This is a genomic window from Alkalibacterium sp. (assembly GCF_046484155.1).
Lineage (GTDB): Bacteria > Bacillota > Bacilli > Lactobacillales > Carnobacteriaceae_A > Alkalibacterium.
Map to the genome: position 1 here is coordinate 1 of NZ_JAWOBT010000009.1, position 20,107 is coordinate 20,107.

Annotated in this window: 23 protein-coding genes and 1 riboswitch; of the genes, 12 read left to right on the forward strand and 11 right to left on the reverse strand. The window is 42.3% G+C overall.

The genetic code is table 11. The features are described 5' to 3' along the window. The first annotated feature begins 207 nt into the window (after positions 1–207). Entirely contained in the window at positions 208–1,068 is an 861-nt protein-coding gene (locus R6U02_RS00530; RefSeq protein WP_410261693.1) for a nuclease-related domain-containing protein, read from the forward strand. A gap of 99 nt (positions 1,069–1,167) precedes the next feature. On the opposite strand, the gene R6U02_RS00535 is transcribed toward R6U02_RS00530, so the two are convergent. The 4 genes from R6U02_RS00535 to R6U02_RS00550 all read right to left on the reverse strand — a co-directional run bounded on the left by R6U02_RS00535 (position 1,168) and on the right by R6U02_RS00550 (position 4,721). Continuing rightward, positions 1,168–2,022 (reverse strand): MetQ/NlpA family ABC transporter substrate-binding protein, encoded by an 855-nt coding sequence (locus R6U02_RS00535; protein WP_410261694.1) that lies wholly within the window; start codon positions 2,020–2,022, stop codon positions 1,168–1,170. 36 nt (positions 2,023–2,058) lie between these two features. Next, positions 2,059–2,745, reverse strand: coding sequence for a methionine ABC transporter permease (locus tag R6U02_RS00540; RefSeq protein WP_410261695.1), 687 nt, complete (start codon positions 2,743–2,745; stop codon positions 2,059–2,061). Next, on the reverse strand, positions 2,738–3,475 hold the full coding sequence (locus R6U02_RS00545) for a methionine ABC transporter ATP-binding protein (protein WP_410261696.1): 738 nt from the start codon (positions 3,473–3,475) through the stop codon (positions 2,738–2,740). The genes R6U02_RS00540 and R6U02_RS00545 overlap by 8 nt, the downstream gene beginning before the upstream one ends. 730 nt (positions 3,476–4,205) lie before the next feature. Then, positions 4,206–4,721 carry a type 1 glutamine amidotransferase domain-containing protein gene (locus tag R6U02_RS00550; RefSeq protein WP_410261697.1) on the reverse strand — a complete coding sequence of 172 codons (516 nt, stop codon included), beginning with the start codon at positions 4,719–4,721 and terminating at the stop codon, positions 4,206–4,208. A gap of 179 nt (positions 4,722–4,900) precedes the next feature. Here R6U02_RS00550 and mgsA point away from each other — a divergent pair, with 179 nt between their 5' ends. Genes mgsA through ald form a run of 3 tightly spaced genes read left to right on the forward strand, consistent with a single transcriptional unit; the run spans position 4,901 to position 6,713 of the window. Then, positions 4,901–5,323 carry a methylglyoxal synthase gene (mgsA, locus tag R6U02_RS00555; protein WP_410261698.1) on the forward strand — a complete coding sequence of 141 codons (423 nt, stop codon included), beginning with the start codon at positions 4,901–4,903 and terminating at the stop codon, positions 5,321–5,323. Positions 5,324–5,362: 39 nt separating this feature from the next. After that, positions 5,363–5,560 (forward strand): hypothetical protein, encoded by a 198-nt coding sequence (locus R6U02_RS00560; RefSeq protein ID WP_410261699.1) that lies wholly within the window; start codon positions 5,363–5,365, stop codon positions 5,558–5,560. A gap of 40 nt (positions 5,561–5,600) precedes the next feature. Beyond that, positions 5,601–6,713 (forward strand): alanine dehydrogenase, encoded by a 1,113-nt coding sequence (gene ald / locus R6U02_RS00565; RefSeq protein ID WP_410261700.1) that lies wholly within the window; start codon positions 5,601–5,603, stop codon positions 6,711–6,713. Positions 6,714–6,782: 69 nt separating this feature from the next. Here the strand turns inward: ald and R6U02_RS00570 are convergent, their stop codons facing one another. Beyond that, positions 6,783–7,004: a DUF378 domain-containing protein gene (locus tag R6U02_RS00570; RefSeq protein WP_410261701.1), complete on the reverse strand. Its 222-nt coding sequence runs from the start codon at positions 7,002–7,004 to the stop codon at positions 6,783–6,785. Positions 7,005–7,246: 242 nt separating this feature from the next. Between R6U02_RS00570 and R6U02_RS00575 the strand changes: the two genes are divergently transcribed. The 6 genes from R6U02_RS00575 (at position 7,247) to R6U02_RS00600 (ending at position 12,930) form a co-directional block, all read left to right on the forward strand. Then, positions 7,247–8,917 (forward strand): formate--tetrahydrofolate ligase, encoded by a 1,671-nt coding sequence (locus R6U02_RS00575; RefSeq protein ID WP_410261702.1) that lies wholly within the window; start codon positions 7,247–7,249, stop codon positions 8,915–8,917. Positions 8,918–8,929: 12 nt separating this feature from the next. Beyond that, positions 8,930–9,592, forward strand: coding sequence for a cyclodeaminase/cyclohydrolase family protein (locus tag R6U02_RS00580; RefSeq protein ID WP_410261703.1), 663 nt, complete (start codon positions 8,930–8,932; stop codon positions 9,590–9,592). 1 nt (position 9,593) lies between these two features. Beyond that, entirely contained in the window at positions 9,594–10,445 is an 852-nt protein-coding gene (locus R6U02_RS00585; protein WP_410261704.1) for a bifunctional 5,10-methylenetetrahydrofolate dehydrogenase/5,10-methenyltetrahydrofolate cyclohydrolase, read from the forward strand. A 21-nt stretch (positions 10,446–10,466) separates the two neighbouring features. Next, positions 10,467–11,039: a 5-formyltetrahydrofolate cyclo-ligase gene (locus R6U02_RS00590; RefSeq protein WP_410261705.1), complete on the forward strand. Its 573-nt coding sequence runs from the start codon at positions 10,467–10,469 to the stop codon at positions 11,037–11,039. A 43-nt stretch (positions 11,040–11,082) separates the two neighbouring features. Continuing rightward, a riboswitch (THF riboswitch) is annotated at positions 11,083–11,179 on the forward strand. A 121-nt stretch (positions 11,180–11,300) separates the two neighbouring features. Further along, the gene (locus R6U02_RS00595; protein WP_410261706.1) at positions 11,301–12,254 is read left to right on the forward strand and encodes a folate family ECF transporter S component; all 954 of its coding nucleotides are present in this window, start codon (positions 11,301–11,303) and stop codon (positions 12,252–12,254) included. Between the two features lie 232 nt (positions 12,255–12,486). Then, positions 12,487–12,930: a YidH family protein gene (locus tag R6U02_RS00600; RefSeq protein ID WP_410261707.1), complete on the forward strand. Its 444-nt coding sequence runs from the start codon at positions 12,487–12,489 to the stop codon at positions 12,928–12,930. Positions 12,931–13,141: 211 nt separating this feature from the next. Here R6U02_RS00600 and R6U02_RS00605 read toward each other — a convergent pair whose 3' ends face one another. From R6U02_RS00605 to R6U02_RS00630, 6 genes are all read right to left on the reverse strand, one after another. Then, entirely contained in the window at positions 13,142–13,561 is a 420-nt protein-coding gene (locus R6U02_RS00605) for a hypothetical protein (protein ID WP_410261708.1), read from the reverse strand. Between the two features lie 39 nt (positions 13,562–13,600). Next, positions 13,601–14,899: a Y-family DNA polymerase gene (locus R6U02_RS00610; protein WP_410261709.1), complete on the reverse strand. Its 1,299-nt coding sequence runs from the start codon at positions 14,897–14,899 to the stop codon at positions 13,601–13,603. 167 nt (positions 14,900–15,066) lie between these two features. Beyond that, positions 15,067–15,504, reverse strand: coding sequence for an organic hydroperoxide resistance protein (locus R6U02_RS00615; protein ID WP_410261710.1), 438 nt, complete (start codon positions 15,502–15,504; stop codon positions 15,067–15,069). A gap of 70 nt (positions 15,505–15,574) precedes the next feature. Next, the gene (gene yidA / locus R6U02_RS00620) at positions 15,575–16,390 is read right to left on the reverse strand and encodes a sugar-phosphatase (RefSeq protein ID WP_410261711.1); all 816 of its coding nucleotides are present in this window, start codon (positions 16,388–16,390) and stop codon (positions 15,575–15,577) included. After that, positions 16,387–17,745 carry an HD domain-containing protein gene (locus tag R6U02_RS00625; protein WP_410261712.1) on the reverse strand — a complete coding sequence of 453 codons (1,359 nt, stop codon included), beginning with the start codon at positions 17,743–17,745 and terminating at the stop codon, positions 16,387–16,389. Before R6U02_RS00625 ends, yidA begins: the two co-directional genes overlap by 4 nt. A 92-nt stretch (positions 17,746–17,837) precedes the next feature. After that, a complete protein-coding gene (locus tag R6U02_RS00630; RefSeq protein WP_410261713.1) occupies positions 17,838–18,683 on the reverse strand; it encodes a biotin/lipoate A/B protein ligase family protein in 846 nt (281 codons plus the stop codon). 231 nt (positions 18,684–18,914) lie between these two features. Between R6U02_RS00630 and R6U02_RS00635 the strand changes: the two genes are divergently transcribed. Beyond that, entirely contained in the window at positions 18,915–19,355 is a 441-nt protein-coding gene (locus R6U02_RS00635; protein ID WP_410261714.1) for a DUF1934 domain-containing protein, read from the forward strand. Between the two features lie 76 nt (positions 19,356–19,431). Further along, on the forward strand, positions 19,432–20,055 hold the full coding sequence (gene rpoE / locus R6U02_RS00640; protein ID WP_410261715.1) for a DNA-directed RNA polymerase subunit delta: 624 nt from the start codon (positions 19,432–19,434) through the stop codon (positions 20,053–20,055). Positions 20,056–20,107: the final 52 nt, after the last annotated feature.

Consider the following 20,107-nt stretch of genomic DNA (forward strand, 5'->3'; position numbering starts at 1 on the left):
TTTTCATCCTGCTGGCGGTAAATCTGCTTCAGCTCAATGCTCACATAGTTGGTTTCCTGCAAAGCACGGCTGCCAAAAAAGAACGCCGAATGATAATGGGGACTGAGCAATGACCATTCTTCATCCTTTACAACCGGGGCCAACTGTTGCAAATCGCCAATCATTAGTAACTGAACACCTCCAAAAGGACGATTGTTGGTAAACTATTTGGATAAGCGAATAAACTTGGGTGATTCTGATAAACGCTATCTACTTAACTTAGAAAAAGGATTTATGGGAGAGGAACTGTTTGACTCCGTCGTCAAACAGTATCTGAATGGAGAAGCTCTTGTTCTAAATGACCTTTTACTAGAAAGTAAGGGAACGACGTTTCAAATTGATTCGCTAGTAGTGACCTCTGACACGATCTACCTATATGAAGTCAAGAATTACAAAGGGAATTTTCAAATGAATTCAGGACAGCTGTATTATACAAGTGGACAAGAGATAACTAACCCCTTGATTCAACTCAACCGAACGAAAGAGTTGCTTCGCCAACTGCTGAAAGAGTGGGAGAATCGGCTTAAAATAGAAGCCAATGTTGTTTTTATCAATGATTCCTTTACACTTTATAATGCGCAAATAGAAGATCCTTTTATTTTTCCGACTCAATTGAAAGAGCATTTCAAAGAATTAAGTAGCAGGAGTAAAGTTCTTGAAAAAGATCATCACTATCTTGCAAGTAAGCTAGTCAGTATTCATAAAGCTGATTCACCGTATCAGAAACAGTTACCTTTTTACCAACTTGAAGACTTCACAAAAGGCATATCATGCTGTTATTGCGGGTCATTTGATCTGATCGTGACGCAGCGCTCTTGTTACTGCAAGACCTGCTATAAACAGACGTCAATTGAAGATTTAGTCACAGAAAGTGTGAAAGAATTGAAGTTTCTATTTCCCGACCAAAAAGTAACAACGTCTCTGGTGGATGAATGGTGTGGAAATTCAGTGAACTATAGAAAAATACGGAAAATTCTTCAGAATGATTTTATGGTTTCAGGTACAACTAGTGGGACATATTATGAGTAACTCATGTTTTTTCCTTAAATATATCTAAAAACAGCCAAAAAAACAGACCGTTCAGTCCTAAAAGACTGAACGGTCTGTTTCCTCATTATCTATAAAATTTTATTCGCCTGGCTCAAAAGCAGGTCTCAAGTGTCCGTCTTCTGCCAAGCCATCCAGGAAGTCGTACACTTCTTGACTGGTCATGGCATCCATTAAGGCTTGTATTTCGTCAGAATCCTGGTTGTCTTCGCGTGCGACAAGCGTAATAGCAAATCTGTTTTCTTCATCAGCCTGTAAAATGACCGCATCTTCAGGTGTCAAATCGACTGAAGCGATATAAGTCGGATAATTGAAGACCAGTTCCACGCCATCTTCGTATGCCGCGGTCAGGTTCAACAAGTCGATGTGAGTAAAGGTGAAGTTATATGGGTTTTCACTCACGTCATCAACGGTAGCTTCGGATTTACTGACTTCCGGGTCTAATGTGATCAGGTCGTGTTCTTCAAGCGTGACGAGCGCGCGTGCTTCATTGGTCGGGTCGCTTGGCACAGCCACCTCAGCACCGTCTTCAATGTCTTCGACAGAATCGTAAACAGGTGAATAGAAACCGACGATCGCATTATAAATCGGTTGAAGGGCAACTAGATTACCGTCGCGTTCCTGGTTGAACACTTCCATGAACGGTTCGTGTTGAGCAAAATTGGCGTCCACTTCTTCATTAAGCAACGCTTCGTTATACTGGATGTTATCAGAAACTTCGACGAGTTCAATTTCATAACCGTCTTCGATCACGTCTCCGGCAATATCAACGACATCTGTCATTGGAGGAAGGTGGGACGCGACTTTGATCGTCACCGTTTCTTCCGTTGTTTCCTCGGTGACTTCATTCGAAGCCTCTTCGGTTGATTCGTCAGCTGCGCCGCATGCGGCTAAGAGTAATGCTGTACTGCCTAGTAATAATCCTTTTTTAAACATAATGATGATCTCCTTCTATTTTAAGTATGATTTTTATTATCGTTTATCTAACTTTTTAGCTAACTTGAGTCCCAGCCATTGGAAAATCTCGACTAATATAATGATCAAGACGATAGCGGTATACATGATGTCTGTTTCATAGCGCTGATAACCATAGCGGATGGCGAAATCACCGATACCGCCGCCGCCGACAACGCCCATGATCGTGGAATAGGAAACAAAACTGATCGTAGCCGTTGCGAAACCAATGACCAGACTGCTCCTGGCTTCAACGTACAGGAACTTCCAGACCATCTGCCAGGTCGTTGCACCCATGGACTGGGCCGTCTCGATAATCCCTCTAGGAATCTCATTGAGGGATTGTTCTACGAACCGGGCATATAAAGCAATAGCGATTACCACCATTGGAAACGAAGCGGCTACCGGATCGCCGGTCGCCCGACCATAAACTTCTCGGATAAAGGGCTGCATGGCAACGACTAAGAGTAAGAACGGAAATGAGCGGATGATATTGACGAAAGCGTTGATGACACGGTTAAGCGGACGATTTTCCGTCGGCTGGCCTTCGCTAGTCAGATAAAGCAGGGTGCCTACAGGGATGCCTGCAAGAATAGCTGCCAGCATCGCGAAAAACAGCATGATGCCTGTTTCACCTAAACTTTCAAGCATGGGAGGCATGAACTCGATAACGCGTTCAATATACAAACCTAGTGCTTCAGCCATCGGTCAACACCTCAATTGCGCGTTCATGATAGGGTTTAATATTCGCCTTTTCGGTTGAGCGTTTGACGTTGATAACCTCTCTGACTTCTCCCTTTTCCATAATAGCGGCACGTTCGCATAATTCTTTGATGACGGGCAGTTCATGTGTGACAACTACAATCGTCATCTCGAACTCGCTGTGCACTTTTTTTAGCACCTCAACGATTTCTTCTGTTGTGTTCTGATCAAGAGCAGACGTCGGTTCGTCGCACAGTAAGATGTCTGGTCGCGTTATCAGTGCGCGAGCGATACCTACGCGTTGTTTCTGTCCACCGCTCAACTGTGAGGGGTAGCTGTCCTTCTTATCTTCCAGTCCGACGAAATGCAAGACTTCATCGGTGGTTAAAGCAGCAGGATAGTCATATAATTCCAGAGGCAGGTGCACATTTTCCGCGACCGTTTTATTGTTAAGCAAATTAAACTGCTGGAAAATCATACCGATTTGTTTTTGTGCCTGCCTTAATTCTTTTTTGGAAAGGTTGGAAACGTCTATCTTGTTTACGCTGACTGATCCGCTTGTTGGTTTTTCTAAAGCATTGATCAACCTCAGTAACGTTGACTTTCCCGCGCCACTTTCGCCAATCACTCCGAAAGCTTCGCCCTTATGAATGGAAAGCGTAATATCGGATAAGGCAGTAAGTGGCTTGTCTTTTTCATCGAACATTTTATTGACGTGATTGAATTCAATCATGTGTGTGCTCCTTTCTCACAGTTTTTACCGGTGAAATGTGAGACGCAAAAGTAACATGTTTTATTATAGAAAGCTTTACAGGAAAGCGCAAAGGAAAAGCGCTTACTAATATTTTCCCATTCTTGGTACGGGAAGCATAGTATGATGTTTTTCAGTTTTTATGCTGATGTTAAAGGGTTTATATGAGTAAAGGGGGGAGTGTTCGTATCGAGGAATAAAAACGATATTGTTTTTATCCGAATCCAGACAACGGTGAAAAAATAAAAAACCACTAACTGCTTGGCAGTTAGTGGTGAAAAAAGGAGTGGTTAACCAGCGCTTGGAGGAGCGTGGTTACCAAGAAAAAGTTGGTTGCTATGGGTATAACTAAAGTATAGAAGACAAATTTGAATTATTTATGCGTGTAATATGAATAAGCGTAGTTATTTTTAGATAAGGATCAATAGAACATAAAAAACCACCTCTTCCTCTAGAAAAGGTGGTTTTGGAATAAGACTTAACGTCCATTATATGTCATTTCAGAAAAACTATTCAATCCGGGGAGAAAGAATAATGGTTCCAAATATATTTTTTCTTTTCAGTAATAAAACAAACGTCTCGGGGGATTCCTTTGTTTTATTATTTTGGGGAGAAAAGAAACGTGTACTTATTTTCCACAAAGTAACTATATCAAAAATAACACGCATAATCCTTAGAATCGCCTAAGGATTATGCGTGTAAAAATTACAATTTACTCACTTAATGATTCGAGGATGGCTTTATTGAAAGCCGGCATGTCATCTGGAGTACGACTCGAGATAAGTCCTGATTTATCTATGACCACTTCTTTATCAAGGAAGTTTGCTCCGGCATTTTTGAGATCGATGGCCACCTGACTAACCGAGGTGATATCTTTACCTTTCACAACTTCTGCATTGATCAATAACTGGGGTGCGTGACAAATTGAAAAGATAGGTTTCTTGTCTGCAAAAGCACGTACGAAGTCTAAGAAACGTTCATCCTTGCGTAATTTATCCGGTGAATAGCCACCAGGGATCAGTAGCGCATCATAATCATCCGGAGAAACGTCATCTATGCTCTTGTCGATCGTAACATTGGCGGTTCCTTTTTTACCTTCCACGGTTTCACCTGCTTCAAATCCTATCGTTTCGACTGTGTGACCTGCTTTTTCCAGTTCTTCTTTAGGTGAAGTAAACTCCACATCTTCAAATAAATGTGTCAATACTGCGGCAACTTTCTTACTCATTATTAGAATTCCTCCTTTGATCAATCTGGCTTCAGTGTACCTTCCATCAGTTTTTTGGACAAGTAATACGATTGTTCAAATCATAACAAGAACGGATTTAATTAGTGAAGGTTTCTAATCAAACTGTGTTATGATTGAAGTGAATAAAGCAATCAGTTTACGTTTGGAGGAGGTCCATTGTGAATATTGCATTGATAGCACATGATAAAAAGAAAGACGATATTATAAAATTAGCTGAAGCGTATAAATTGATCTTAAGGAAACATAATTTATTTGCCACAGGGACGACAGGCAAACGAATAGTAGATGAAACGGGACTGGATATTCACCGTTTCAAATCGGGCCCGCTCGGCGGCGACCAGCAGATTGGCGCATATGTCTCTGACAATAAAATAGATTTAGTTATCTTCATACGAGACCCATTGACTGCTCAGGCGCATGAGCCAGATATCTCGGCGCTGCTGCGCTTGTGTGATGTCTATGAAATTCCATTAGCTACAAATATGGGGTCGGCTGAAGTGTTGCTGCGAGGGTTGGATGCCGGTTTTTACGATTGGCGTGACATGACTAGAGGAACTGAGCGTGATTCCCTGCATTTTTAACTATAAGGAGCACGTGTTAACGTCTAAAAGGAGACCAATATGTTAGTTATTATCGGGTTGGCATTAATTATATACGGTTATTTTTCATTTAAATACTCTGATAATTGGGCAACTAAAAGTCAGAAACGCGCAACACATACTAAGTTTCCCGAATGGTTTCCCTTATTGATCAAAGTAGGGGGTATCCTCTTTGTAATAACCGGGATACTCTTGATTGTCTCTTATTTATTGATGTAAAGAATATATTAAATAAATTATATGAGAGGAAGTTGATGTTATGTTGATTGGATTACCAAAAGAAATAAAAAACAATGAGTTTCGAGTTGCCTTGACACCGTTCAACGTCAAGCCGCTGGTTGAAGGCGGACATGATGTGCTGGTTGAAAAAAATGCTGGAGAAGGTAGTGGCTATTCAGATGAAGAATACATTGAGAATGGCGCTAAAATAATCGATACTGCCGAAGAAATTTGGAACAGTGTGGACATGATAATGAAAGTTAAAGAACCACTTGAAGCAGAGTACAAGCATTTCCGAAGAGGTCTTATTCTGTTCACGTACTTGCACTTGTCTGCCGCACCGGAGTTGACGAAAGCATTGGTGGATAATGAAGTGACGGCTATTGGCTATGAGACAGTAACGAAGAATAGAACGTTGCCCCTTCTGACCCCTATGAGTGAAGTGGCCGGACGCATGGCTGTCCAATTAGGTGCCCATCACCTTGAGAAGAAACAAGGCGGCAAAGGTCTCCTGCTCGGGGGCGTACCGGGTGTGGAAAGAGGAACAGTGACGATTATTGGCGGCGGTGTTGTCGGTGAAAATGCTGCACGTATGGCCATCGGTATGAGTGCAAAGGTCAATATTTTAGAATTGAATCCTGACCGTATGCGTGAACTCATCCGCATGTTTGGGAATGACGTTCAAACGCTGGCGTCTACACCATTTAATATTGCTAATGCTGTTAAAGAATCAGATCTCGTTATCGGTTCTGTTTTGATCCCGGGACGTAAAGCACCTAAATTAGTGACGGAAGACATGATCAAATCCATGGAAAAAGGATCAGTAATCGTTGATATTGCCATTGACCAAGGCGGGAACTTCGAGACATTAAACGAAGCGACCACACATGATGAACCGACTTTTGTGAAGCACGGCGTCATTCACTATGGCGTTGGGAACATTCCAGGAGCGGTACCAAGAACCGCCACACTGGCTCTAACAAATGACACCATCTTGTATGCCTTGCAGTTAGCTAACTCGGGCGTTGTCGAAGCGATGAAAAAAAATGACGGTTTAGCGATGGGCCTGAATGTATATAAAGGAAAGATAACCAACAAGGCAGTGGCAAATGATTTAGATTACGCTTACACTGAATTGTCTTCCCTCTTTTAAAAAAATAAAAAAGACAGGCTGTAGGAAATTTCTACATCCTGTCTTTTTTAGGCTTTATTTAAAGTGACACTACCTGTCTTTTAAGCGACTGCCACCTCTTGGGGTAAAGGAATAATATTTAAAGCACCATAACGCACTCAAACCAATTACAATGTAAATGACACGTACACCCCATTGGTCGACTTCGCCTAGTAATGTTTCAACGATATTAAATCCAAATAATCCAATAAGTAAAAGATGTATCCCACCAAAAATCAGTAGGGTCAATGCTGCGCGGTCTATTATTTTCACTATAGGTCCTCCTTTGTTCACTACTAATCTTATCATACGGAATTTAAAGAAAAATGTCGATTATTTCTTATCGAAAAAATATAAATACTGGAGTCGAAAAAAATCTTAAGAAATTTTAATTAGCTCGTGTCATTCCTATGTTATACTGAAAACAAGTTTAACATAAACATTGCATACCCTTACATGGAGCGAGGATACATCGACGGTTTTTATTATTTTCATGACACTAAGGAGGAGTAAATATGATGAAAAGTGATATCGAAATAGCACAATCTACGGAAATATTTCCAATAGGAGACATTGCAAAAAAAATAGCTATCAGCGATGAGGCTCTGGATCATTACGGAAAGTATAAGGCTAAGGTAGACTTCAGTGCATTACATAATAAAGAAAATAAAAACGGGAAATTGATTTTGGTGACGGCCATCAATCCCACACCAGCTGGCGAAGGAAAGACCACGACCGCTGTTGGTCTGGGCGATGCTTTGCAGAAAATCGGGAAAAAAGCGGCTATCGCTTTGCGTGAGCCTTCTTTAGGGCCTGTATTTGGCATGAAAGGTGGTGCAGCTGGCGGAGGGTATGCGCAGGTCATTCCGATGGAAGATATCAATTTACATTTCACTGGCGACATCCACGCTATTGGCGCAGCTAATAATTTAGTCGCTGCCATGATAGATAATCATATTTATCACGGTAATGAGTTGAAAATCGACCCTAGACGTGTGACTTGGCGTCGCGCAATAGATATGAACGATCGTCAACTTCGTGCAATTGTGAGTGGCATTGGCGCCAGAACTAACGGTATGCCTAGAGAAGACGGCTTTGACATTACCGTGGCTTCTGAAATCATGGCTGTGCTTTGTTTATCACATTCGCTAGCTGAGATGAAAGAAAAACTGAGTGAGTGTCTGATCGGCTACACCTTTGATAATGAACCGATCAAATTAGGGCAGTTGAAGGCACAGGGGGCTGTGGCAACCTTACTTAAAGACGCATTGAAACCTAACTTGGTACAGACACTTGAACATACACCGGTATTTATTCACGGGGGGCCGTTTGCGAATATCGCCCACGGGTGTAACAGTTTGCTGGCAACGAAAATGGCTCTGGCGCATGCCGATTACGTCGTGACCGAAGCCGGTTTCGGAGCTGATTTAGGTGCTGAGAAATTTATTGATATTAAATGCCGTATCGGAGACGTGAAGCCGGATGCTGTAGTTATTGTCGCCACGATTCGTGCACTTAAGATGCATGGCGGTGTTAAAAAGACAGACTTGGCTCAAGAAAATATAGAAGCGCTTAAGAAGGGATTACCTAACTTACTGAAGCATATTGAAAATATTCAAGATACATTCAACTTGCCGGCTGTGGTGGCGATCAACGCTTTCCCTGGTGATACACAAGAAGAATTAGCTGTCTTAAAAGAAACGATCAAAGAAACCGGAAGCAATGTGGTTCAATCAAATGTCTGGGCTGAAGGCGGCGCAGGTGGCGTAGAACTGGCTGAAGAAGTCGTTAAATTATGTGAACAGGAATCTCAGATGACATTCGCTTACGATCTGGAAGATTCGATCGAAACAAAAGTGGATAAAATTGTGCAGTCTGTTTACGGAGGAAAAGGGACGGAGTGGAGCGTAGCCGCAAAACGGACAGCTAGGCGGTTAACGAAACTCGGTTACGGCAACTTGCCTGTCTGTATGGCTAAAACACAGTACTCGTTATCCGATGACCCGAAAGCACTAGGTAGACCCACTGGTTTTGACGTGAATGTCCGTAGTTTATCTGTCTCTGCCGGGGCCGGCTTTATCGTCGTCTTGACGGGTGACATTATGCGTATGCCTGGACTGCCAAAAGTACCTTCTGCTGAACAAGTGGATGTGAATGATGAAGGTAAAATTATCGGGTTATTTTAAGGAGCGATTCGAATGAAGGATGAGACATTTTCAGCTTATTTAACAGAGTTAGGATCTAAAGACGGTGTTTCCGGAGGCGGTAGTGCGGGCGCCTATGTTGGAGCGATGAGCGCCTCTTTGGCCCGAATGGTGGCAGATATTCAAAAAGATAAAAAAAAGTACGCTGATCAAAAGGATAAATTGCTTTATCTTTTAAAAGAATCACAGCGGATCAGAGAATCGTTTGAGCGATTGGCCAAGGCCGATGCTGTGGCTTTTGAACCTGTCTTGGATGCGTACAAGTTGCCCAAAGAAACACCGGAAGAAAAGGATTCACGAGACGCAGCGATTGAGCAAGCCTTGAACAAAGCGGTAGAGCCACCACGCACGATGCTGGATGAAGGGTTGAACCTTATTCATGTTTTAGAAGAACTGACCTCCATGCGCATGAAAGGGACGATCGTCAATGATTTAATGGTGGCGACACTGTTTATGGAAAGTGTTTTAGAAACAGCGGGATTGAATGTTACGATCAATACCAGGTTGATGAAAGATATGGAATTGAAAGATCGTTTAGAAAAAGAAGTTGGAAATATTCTGAAGCAAGGGAAAATGCAACTGACGCAGTTATCCGAAGCGATCAAGTTTTTCCTTGAACGTAACAAATGGCCAGATGATTTAATAGAGGAGGAATAACATGACGGTTGAATTAAGTGGAAAACCTGTGGCGCGACGATTGTTGAACCGTGCGACCCAAACGGTGGATGATCTAAAGAAGATCGATTGTTTTCCTACCTTGGCTATTGTAAGAGTGGGGGAGGAAGAGTCATCCGTTTCCTATGAAAATGCCGCAATGAAAGCGATGCGTCGTGTCGGAATCGAAGTGGAATCAGTCGTGTTCGAAAAGACTGTAACGTCTGAAAAATTAATAAAAGCGATTCGCAGACTCAATCAAAGCAAAAAGATTCACGGTATTCTAGTCATGCAACCCTTACCCGTTTCATTGTCCAGGAATGACATTGCACGTTGCATTCATCCAGATAAGGACATCGATGGCCTAACACCTGAAAATTTAGGACGGGTAGTAGTAAATGATCGTCATGCACTCGTTCCCAGTACGCCGAAAGCAGTCATGTCACTTCTAGCTCATTATGATATTTCATTAGAAGGAAAAGACGTGTGCGTGATCGGGAGTAGTCCGGTTGTTGGAAGACCGCTGACATTGATGCTTTTAAACGCTGAAGCGACTGTGAGCAACGTGCATGTTAAGACTAAAGATGTTAAACGGTATACTAGAGAAGCAGATATTGTCATTTCAGCCGCTGGTGTGGTTGAACTAGTCACGGCGGAGTATATCAAAGACGGGGCGGTCGTCATAGACGTCGGCTTCGGTTATAAGGACGGCAAACCCGTTGGGGACGTTAAGTACGAAGAAGTGGCAGCGAAAGCTTCAGCAATCACACCTGTACCTGGTGGTGTGGGATCCATTACGACAGCGGTATTAGCTGAACAAGTTGCCCAGGCCGCCTGGAACCAGTGTGTAGAGTAAACTTATAGTGAGGTGATCCATGTGGGGAAAGACGAACTGCGTAAAGGGATGTTTATTTCTTTAGGGCAAATCGGTTTAATAGAAAGAAAAAAAGCTGAGAAAGCAATACATGAACATTTATTTGAATCCTCTTTATGGAAACAGGCCCACTCGATCGGTATCACATTATCTACTAAAAAAGAGTGGGATACGAAAACGATCATCGAACGAGCCTGGATAGAGGGGAAAAAGGTATGCATACCGAAAGCCATTCATCAAACGCGGGCCTTACATTTTTATGAAATAACGTCATTTCTCCAAGTTGAAAGAGGGTATTTCGATCTGCTTGAACCGGTCGTCAGCGAGACTGAACGTATCGATAAAGCATTGATTGATCTGATGATCGTACCCGGGCTGATTTTCACTCGTTCAGGCTACCGTATTGGCTTTGGCGGCGGTTTTTATGATCGCTTTTTAGAGGATTATGAAAACACAACAGTGTCACTTTTGCATACGAATCAGCTAGTCGACTCATTCCCTATTGAATCGCATGATATTCCGGTCCAGTATCTCGTTACGGAAAAAGGCTTGATAAGGACAGAAGAAAAAAGTTGAACTGGTTTTTCTTGTAAGTTCAGCTCAACAAACATATACTAATAAAAGAGTAAGGGAAAAACGTTAAGTGCTAGGTGGATGGGATGTTGCCACTAGACGAAAAAACAAATGTTTTGCGATTTTTCTCTGCATCCGCTTTAAAACTAAATAGTTTTTTGGCGAGGACTCTTTAATTTGACTGCCTTTATACCGCAGTTCGATTGCCTTTTTCAGTAAATTTTTCTGCTGAAGAAGTATGTAAATTAAAGGAGATCTTCGAATATGAATGAAACATTGAACAAACCTGTTGAGCATAAATTGCCATGGGATTACGCTCTCATTGGTGTAATTGCGCCACTATTGTTATCCCTGGTGATCCCATTTTTAAGATCACGAAACGGGACAAACGGGGCACACTATTTTATTGGTCAGTACGAAAACTGGGAAATGGTTTTAATAGACGCTGTCTACCTCTTTGTTTTCACGGGAATATTATTTTCCCTAGGGACATATATATATGGACACTTGAAACGCGAGAGTACGTTAATTGGTCTTTTGATCGGTTTCTTGCTGACGGGTGCTGCCTATTTTTTGTTTTTACAGAATGAGCTTCTCGAAATACATGCCATTTTTGAAGGTAACGGCGTGATTTATGGCATAGCCTTCTTATTCTATGGCTGGATGTTACTCTTTCGCGTCCTGCGCCTGTCTAAATGGGAACTGGACACTAGAGGCATAGCGATCGTCGGCATATTAATGGCCATGACGATTGCCCTTGGAAGAATTGGTATAATGACACCGATCGTACGCATTACCTTTTCTTTCCTACCTAACGCACTGATCGGTCTGTTATTTGGGCCGTGGGTCGGAGCTGTTGCCGCAGCGCTCAGCGATATTTTGGGATTCATTATTGGTGGCGGCGTCGGTGGTTTCTTCCCCGGGTTTACGCTGTCTGCCTTTCTAAGTGGGCTGTCCTACGGTGTGTTTTTACACAAAAAGAAAGTCACGAAGAAGCGAGTATTGATGGCTGTGGCATTTAACACATTATTTGTTAACCTGATGTTGAATACGCTTTGGCTGCACATATTGACGCAAAATCCGATAGCTGTTCTTTTACCACCGCGTTTGATTCAAAATGCAGTCACGTCAGTTATTCATTTCCTGAGCATTTGGTTTATCGCCAATAACAAGCAGTTACGTAAAGTGTATATGAAATACTCGACTGCGAAATCCTAGAAAGCAAGTCAGTTCGATCAAAATAAAAAATTAGGGAGGCTGGGATACAAGTTCTAGCCTCCCTGACTATTCTGATTTTGAATTATGTGTGTTCTCATATATTTGTCTACGACTTAAAAGAAATCAGCTGGCATGGTGAAATTGTTACACTTAATGATTATCGACTTCAGCGTGCTGATGGATCTATAGTTTCGGGGAGAAAAAAGAAACACATTGAAACAGGAGGTAAGTGATGAGTGGAGCAGAGAGAGAGTCAACGGCAATTGAACTATCGAGAGAACGTACCGAGCTAGCTGAAAAACGTACCGAGCTGGCTCAAGACCGTACAGACCTGGCTGGAAGCCGTACATTTCAAGCCGCAGAACGCACGTATGCTGCCTGGGTTCGCACCGGGTTTACCATCGCGAGCGTGGGGTGGACAGTTGGAAGAACGTTTATGGAAACAGTCGAAAGCGGTAGTGCCTTGTTCATTGGCGGGGTACTGACTATCATCGGTATTTTCTGTTTTGTCTACGGATGGTTTAGCTATAAACGTATTTATGATTATCTGCATGAAAATTATCCCAAGAGTGAAACCGGGAGATATCCCTTTGCAATTAACATGGCCGTTGTATCGATTCTGACAGGGTTACTGCTCTTCATCTTTATCTTTGCTTACGCCTTGCTGCTGCTTTAAAAAGCCATTCGAAAAATTGCAGGATCAAGCTAAAGCCTATCTGTATCATTGATCGATTTTCAAATAAATACTAGTTGAGAATAGTAGTGCAGTAAAAAATGGCTGCACTCATAATTCGAACAGTGCAAAATTTTATATAGAAAAGCCGGGGTGGACAGCTGATTGTTAGATTGTTCACGCCCGGCTTTTTATCTTTCACAATTTAGGATCTTTAAATTGTCACATGCTGTTTTTCATATTTTTCATACCACTGAGTTGTGTCGATCCAGTCCACATGACGTATATCTTCCAAATCGATTCGTTTAGTCTCACGATCACGTTGTTTGATGTAGATAGTGTCGTCTCTGGAACCCACAATAACTCCCTCTGTATCCGGAAGATAGCATCCTTCTTTTATAATATCCAGCTGAATGGCGAGTGGTCTTTTGTTTACATAACTGCGATACAGACACGCGCTGATTTCTTCCAGCGATTGTTTCGGCTTGGGAGCGATGAGTAGGGATTGTGTGGTTTGTTTTTGCTTTTTTAATGCTTCTGAATGGTCGGACAGCATCAACCCGGTCCACTTCATTTTCCCTCTGTCTTTGTAACCTAATGCATCAGGAGAAAGTTTAACTATTTCTTGTGTCATCCGTTATCCCTCCTTTAGTTTGATGAAGTGCTTGAATGATTACTTATCATCTTTTCCGGACCGGTGTCCACCTAGTAATTTAGCCCGTTGCACGGCCATACCTCCGCGAGATAAACTGCTGGCATGCAGCAGCGACGTGTACCCATGTTTTTTCCGAATAGAGTCGATAGTCTGGTCTAAATCTTCCTGACTGATCAGAGTTTCGGCTGCATCAAATAAGGAAAGCTGTAAAGCGGACTTGGCATCGATCTTGCCGAAGGTGACGTTCACGACCCGAATGGGTACGGGTTCATAGTGGCGATTAAAAATGATCAGTAAGCCTTCAATGATTTTTCTCGATGAATCGGTCTGGTCAATCAATAGTCGATGGCTAAAGCCGCGTTCAACGATGTCTTTCGAATAACCGATACTGAGTTTGACCAAACCGACCGTAAGGTTGTGCTTGCGCAAGCGCAGGGCATTTTCTTCAGCCATTTCCCGGATGACGATTTCCACCTCATGTTTTTCAACGTAATCCCTGTTCAATATTTGATTTTTACTAAACGATGTTTCCTTTGGTATGAAACTTTCTGATAAAAGGGTGCGGTCTATCCCGTGCGAATGAAAAAAGAGTTGTTCACCAATGACGCCAAACCGTTTTTTTAATTTTTTCAAATCAGCTTGTGACAGATCATAGATAGAATGAATGCCCAGCCGCTGCAGATGCCTTTCGGTCTGTGAGCCGATGCCCCAGAACGCTTTCATCGGTGCAATTTCCCAAACGGTACGAGCGACGTCTTCGTAATGCCAGGCAGCAATATAGTTGTTTTTGGCATTGTGCTTGGCATCGTGATCCAACGCTAATTTCGCCAGCAGGGGGTTGTCACCGATACCGATAGTGACGACCAGCTTCAATTTTTTCCAGACAAGATATTGAATTTTTTTGGCGATTTCTTCTGTTGTTCCGAATAATCCGTGCGAATGGGTCACGTCTAGGAATGATTCGTCAATACTATAGACATGTAAATCGGCATCCGTGACGAATCGCTTGAACAGATTCACGATTTCCAGATTTTTTTCCACGTATAATGCCATGCGCGGTTCGACGATCTCTATCGCGGTATTTTTTGGGATTTCATAGACACGCGTGCCGGTTTTAACGCCGTACAACTGCTTCACTAAAGGGGAGGCAGCAAGAACCAGACCGCCATTGTTGTCCGGTTTGCTGACGACGGCTATCTTGGCCTTGAGAGGGTGCTGTTTTCTTTCGACCGCTTCAACGGAAGCAAAAAATGATTTCACGTCGATACATAAAATGTCTCTATCAGGCTCGTTAGAGTAATCCATTACTTGTATCATGATTTGTTCTCCTTAAAGGGAATATGTGTTTGTTTTAAGTATAAGAACATATATTCAAATCGTCAAGGGGAACAATCTGTAATAATAAAATGAAACAAAAAAAATCACTCACTATCATAGTGATAGCAAGTGACTGCGTTGATTATTTTATTTTAAGAAATCAAAAGTTATTTTCCTTCAACGTATGGAACACCTTTGATCGACACGTCGATATTGCCGCGTGTTGCTTTTGAATAAGGGCAATAGGTGTGAGCTTTATCGGCAAGTGTCTGCGCTTTTTCTTCCGGCATATCTTCTACGCCAACTTCGATCTCGACACTAAGTTTAAATCCGCCATCCTCAGGGTCTTTGTGTAAATGGACGGTGAGTGTGACTTGAGAACGGTTGCTGATTTTCTCTTCTTTTTTGTAATGATTCAAAGCGGCATGATAACAGGCACTGTACCCCATGGCAAAAAGTTGTTCAGGGTTGGTTCCGTCACCTTTACCTCCCATTTCTTTTGGAACATCGATATTGACTTCATATGAATGATCGGGTGAATGGCTTTCACCTTCACGTGCGCCCGTATTGATGGCGGAGGTAGTGTACACAATTTTTTCTGACATATTTAACTCTCTCCTTTTTTGGTCTATATCGAGTGTAACAAAAGAAGAGAGAATAGTGAAGTCAGAGGCTTTATAGGATTAAAGCATGGGTATTGATTGCTTGAGCCACACCATTTTCATTGTTAGAAGTTGTTTCAAAATTAGCGACAGCTTTGACTTCTTTTGTGGCGTTCTCCATCGCGATACCGATGCCCGCAAAGTCTACCAGATCGATATCGTTCCCGCTATCTCCGATAGCCATGACTTCTTCCCTGGCAATACCGAGACGAGTGGCTAGTGCTGCCACTGCTTTCCCTTTACTGGCTTCTTTATTCAAGATTTCAAGATAGAAAGGTTCGCTGCGTAAAATAGTATAGTTCTCCCATATGTTTTCAGGGAGGCGAGCGATAGCCGCTTCTAAAATAGGGGCCTCGTCGATCATCATCATTTTATTGTAATTGACCGTTGGATCCATTTCTTCAGGCTTACGGTAGAATAAAGGGATATTTATAATAAACGATTCATGAACGGAATACTTACTGATGTCCCTGTTGGGAGTGAAAATACCTTCATTATGAATGGCATGGAAGTGAGAACCAGCTTCAGCCGCAGCTTTTTCTAGAACAAGGTAATCTTGGTGAGTCATTGTATAGTCAATGATGCTTTCTCGGGTGTGGGTATTTTGAACAAGCGCACCATTGTAAGTGATAACGTAATCGTCGGATTCCTCCAGGCCAAGTTCTTCAATTAAGGTAATAACACCGGGAAAGGGTCTTCCAGTACAGAGAACCACATATATGCCGGCCTCTTTTGCCGCACGTATGGCTTCATTTACTTCTTTCGTAACTTTTCTTTCTTTATTTAACAATGTGCCGTCTAAATCAATGGCAATGAGTTTTACAGTCATTTTTTTCCTCCGTTTTGATGATTCTCTGGATGCGTAATAGCCCCGTTGATAATGTAGTGCTGAAAAGCATCGTATTCTTCTTGAAACATATTGATATTTGCCGTATCTCTTTCCAGAAATTCTTTTGGTACAAACAAACGGTGATCCCCGTGTAGAATTCCGCTCAGTGATTTGACTATGGCGCTGACTGTGCTGATTTCTACTAACGTGCCGTCTGATTGGATGAGATGAATAGGCGTTTTGTTCTTCAATTTATAATCATAAGGTAAATCTGAACTGCTGTTGGTTAAAGTGAATAGATTTTTATCGTAGTGAAGGTTACCAACAATATCTCTTAATATTTCAACGATTTCTTCGTCTTTACCTTTTTCAAAAGTAACTGACTTAAGTGGTTTTCGGTTCAGAAACATTTTTGATAACTCAGTCAAGTAAGCATCTTCGCTTTCGGTCCACAGGATAATGGCGGTCTGTAAAACACCATCATCTAATTTCAAATAATCGTCCAAAGTAGCCGTTTCTTTGAAAAAAGGATCCAAAAGAGGAAAAGCCGGGTAAAGTGTGCCGTCTTTAAAGAGTTGTTTGGCTCGGTAGAGTAAACGGTCTAAAGTGACTTCCATGCCGCGAGAAGCGGGGTGGAAATATACCTGCATGTACATTTGGAAGCGGCTGACGATATAATCTTCCACAGCATGAAGTCCCTGGTATTGAAAAGCTATGCCATCTTTATAAGGACGGATGACACGCAGGATACGTGACAGGTCAAAGGCACCGTATGTCGCACCAGTGAAAAAGGCGTCGCGCTGAAGATAATCCATACGGTCCGCGTCGATCTGACTGGAAATAAGCTGGATGACCTGCGGGTTGCTGTGCTGTTTTGTGATGACACTGGCTACTTGATTAGGGAAATCCAACGACACCCGTTTCAAGACGGCGTTCACCTCGGTGTGCTCAGATAAAATGATGTCCGTCGTGATGGCTTCATGATCCGTTTCGAATATTTTCTCGAATGTGTGAGAAAAAGGACCGTGCCCCACGTCATGAAGCAAAGCCGCACAAAGTGTGACTAAGCGCATACTGGGATCCCAATCGTTAGGGTAATTGCGCTCAAACATATCGACGATTCGCCGTGTCAGTTCATAAACGCCAAGTGAATGGGAAAAACGGGAGTGTTCCGCACCGTGAAAGGTGAATTGAGCGGTACCTAGTTGCTTGATGCGGCGTAACCGCTGGAATTCTCGGGTATCGATCAGGTCTAAAATCAACCGATGACGAACGTGAATGTAGTCATGGACCGGGTCTTTAAAAACTTTCTCGAATGGGAGACGGTCTGTTTTTTCAAATGATTGGACACACATGCGTCTGTCTTTTTACTCCACCTTCTTAAACCGTAGCTTTTAGAAGGTGCTTAGCGAAATAAAAAGAACTCCTTTCTTTAACCTTCAGCACTTCAGGTGGGTTGCGGCAACATTTTCTGATTGCGTTTGATCATTTTTTCTAATCCTTCCATATAAGACGCATGGATAGAAGGAGGAAAAGAGCCTTCCTGTAATACAACTGTGGCTTCTGTAAATACCGCTTTTATGCGTTCTTTAACGTCTTCTACTGTAATGGAATGATTTAAGGCCTGTTCCAAAGTGGTCATGGACTCGGGACGAATCGTTGGAAAGTCCCATTTGGTTTCTTTCTGTTTGAGTCCGACATCATAAAACGTTCGGATCATCTCGGCACGCTGTTGCTGGTCCCCAGAAACACTCAAGTAAATCATAATGGCAATACCACCCTTCAAACGTCTTTGAGCGATCCCGGCAATTTTCTTGCCATTGATACTCAAATCAAACTCCCCAGGACAATAAGAATCAGGAATTTCATACGCATCGATCTGTTCGTCGAATGGCGAAAATGCTGATTGAATAATCTGATGCATCCGCGTATAGCCGTCATTGATGGAGAGTCGTGTCTCTTTTTCAGGAAAAATGAGTGAAAAGTTAAGGACGCCCTCATCGCTGACCACAGCCAGTCCGCCGGAATTACGCACCAAATAGGGATAGTTATAGGATGAAAAGACCTGAAGTGCATCGCTCAAAAAAGGAAGCTTCGTATCCATCATTCCTAATATAACATAGGGCGAGGTTGTCCAAAAATGCAAGATGGGCTGCTGCTTCTCTCCGGCTTCCTTAATTAAAGCATCCGTCAGAGCAAAATGAGAAAATCGGTGACTAGTGTAGGCAGCAGGGATATTATCGTAGACCGAAAATTTCGGTAAAGTGTTTAAAAAATTGAGCGAGTCAGTCATTGGTATTCCGTCCTTGTCAGTTGTGGTCGTTAGTTTCTGATTCAAGTATACCAAAAAGAAGAGGTAAGTGGGGCGATTAGCGAGGAATTATAGCTGAGACGTCATAATATATTTATGCTAAACTAATAGGGGAGATTCTGATATAATGAACAGGGAGAATAAAATGGCAGTATGTAGTTACACAACTAATCGTATGTACTAACTGAGATAAGAAAGGAAGGGGCAACGCTTATGCCTTCAGAAGAGTTGAAAAACGGTTTGCCGGCTGAAATCAAAATGGAAACCTCATATGTACAAAATGGTGAAACGCATCATCATTCATTTGAAGAAAATGGACGTGTGGTGTATATGAATAACAGCTATTATATTCGGTTTGAAGAAGCTCATGAATTGAAAGCTATTCCGGTCACGATAAAAATCAATCCGGATGGTGTGGTCCAATTAATACGACGTGGGGAACAAACCACACGACTCGTTTTTAATAGCGATCAGGAAACTGAAACAAATTATCATACAGATGCTGGAATCATCCCTTTACGTGTGACAACGACTGATTTACGCGTGAGCTACTATGACCGGCCGTTTGCCGGACGCGTATGGGTAGATTACGCTTTATCGACGAATCAGCAAAAATTAGGAGACTATCAGATTCGATTGCGTTTCACAACATAATCGTGTAGTATTAGTGGGTTGAAACGAATAACATAAATTTAAAAATGAATGAAACGAATGAGAGGACGTGTAAGTCGTGGAATTAAATCAATTTAAAGGTCAATCCAAACAAGAACTAGCAATGGTAGATGTTGCGCACGCGATACTACAAACAACTGGACAAGTTAAAGAATTCAACAGTTTATTATCTGAAGTTGCGGATTACCTGGAACTATCTAATTCAGTCTTGGATGAAGAAATGGTTCAATTTTATACAGACCTAAATGTAGAGGGCCGGTTCATTTCACTTGGAGACAGTCGTTGGGGCCTGCGTAGCTGGTATCCCATCGATTCGATCGATGAAGAAATTACCCATGACAATGATGAAGAGGACGAAAAACCTCGTCGCAGAAAAAAACGTCGCGGCTTTGATGATGAAGATTATGATTACCAGGACGAAGAGATCGATGAAGAAAATCTCGACGACGATGATGAAGAGGACGACGACGACGAAGAAGAGCCAATCAAATACGGTGCGGCTGTCGAAGTGGATGAACATGGTGTCATGGTAGATGACGATGACAGTGAAGATTTAGGCGAATACAAAGATGACCTCGACGATCTCGGTGATGAAGAAGAAGATGACGAAGATCTTAAAGGTCTAACCATCGTGGATGACGAAGAAGTCCTCGGCGATGATGAGGAAGACGACGAAGAGTAATCTTCTTGTTCTACTAAATAAAAGAAATAAAGTAAAAGGAGAGTCATTCCCG

Coding starts and splice junctions, on each gene's coding strand:
- R6U02_RS00535 (WP_410261694.1), bottom strand. CDS start 2,022: ATGTTTAAAAAAGGATTATTACTAGGCAGTACAGCATTACTCTTAGCC.
- R6U02_RS00540 (WP_410261695.1), bottom strand. CDS start 2,745: ATGGCTGAAGCACTAGGTTTGTATATTGAACGCGTTATCGAGTTCATG.
- R6U02_RS00545 (WP_410261696.1), bottom strand. CDS start 3,475: ATGATTGAATTCAATCACGTCAATAAAATGTTCGATGAAAAAGACAAG.
- R6U02_RS00550 (WP_410261697.1), bottom strand. CDS start 4,721: ATGAGTAAGAAAGTTGCCGCAGTATTGACACATTTATTTGAAGATGTG.
- R6U02_RS00560 (WP_410261699.1), top strand. CDS start 5,363: ATGTTAGTTATTATCGGGTTGGCATTAATTATATACGGTTATTTTTCA.
- ald (WP_410261700.1), top strand. CDS start 5,601: ATGTTGATTGGATTACCAAAAGAAATAAAAAACAATGAGTTTCGAGTT.
- R6U02_RS00575 (WP_410261702.1), top strand. CDS start 7,247: ATGATGAAAAGTGATATCGAAATAGCACAATCTACGGAAATATTTCCA.
- R6U02_RS00580 (WP_410261703.1), top strand. CDS start 8,930: ATGAAGGATGAGACATTTTCAGCTTATTTAACAGAGTTAGGATCTAAA.
- R6U02_RS00585 (WP_410261704.1), top strand. CDS start 9,594: ATGACGGTTGAATTAAGTGGAAAACCTGTGGCGCGACGATTGTTGAAC.
- R6U02_RS00595 (WP_410261706.1), top strand. CDS start 11,301: ATGAATGAAACATTGAACAAACCTGTTGAGCATAAATTGCCATGGGAT.
- R6U02_RS00600 (WP_410261707.1), top strand. CDS start 12,487: ATGAGTGGAGCAGAGAGAGAGTCAACGGCAATTGAACTATCGAGAGAA.
- R6U02_RS00605 (WP_410261708.1), bottom strand. CDS start 13,561: ATGACACAAGAAATAGTTAAACTTTCTCCTGATGCATTAGGTTACAAA.
- R6U02_RS00610 (WP_410261709.1), bottom strand. CDS start 14,899: ATGATACAAGTAATGGATTACTCTAACGAGCCTGATAGAGACATTTTA.
- R6U02_RS00615 (WP_410261710.1), bottom strand. CDS start 15,504: ATGTCAGAAAAAATTGTGTACACTACCTCCGCCATCAATACGGGCGCA.
- yidA (WP_410261711.1), bottom strand. CDS start 16,390: ATGACTGTAAAACTCATTGCCATTGATTTAGACGGCACATTGTTAAAT.
- R6U02_RS00625 (WP_410261712.1), bottom strand. CDS start 17,745: ATGTGTGTCCAATCATTTGAAAAAACAGACCGTCTCCCATTCGAGAAA.
- R6U02_RS00630 (WP_410261713.1), bottom strand. CDS start 18,683: ATGACTGACTCGCTCAATTTTTTAAACACTTTACCGAAATTTTCGGTC.
- R6U02_RS00635 (WP_410261714.1), top strand. CDS start 18,915: ATGCCTTCAGAAGAGTTGAAAAACGGTTTGCCGGCTGAAATCAAAATG.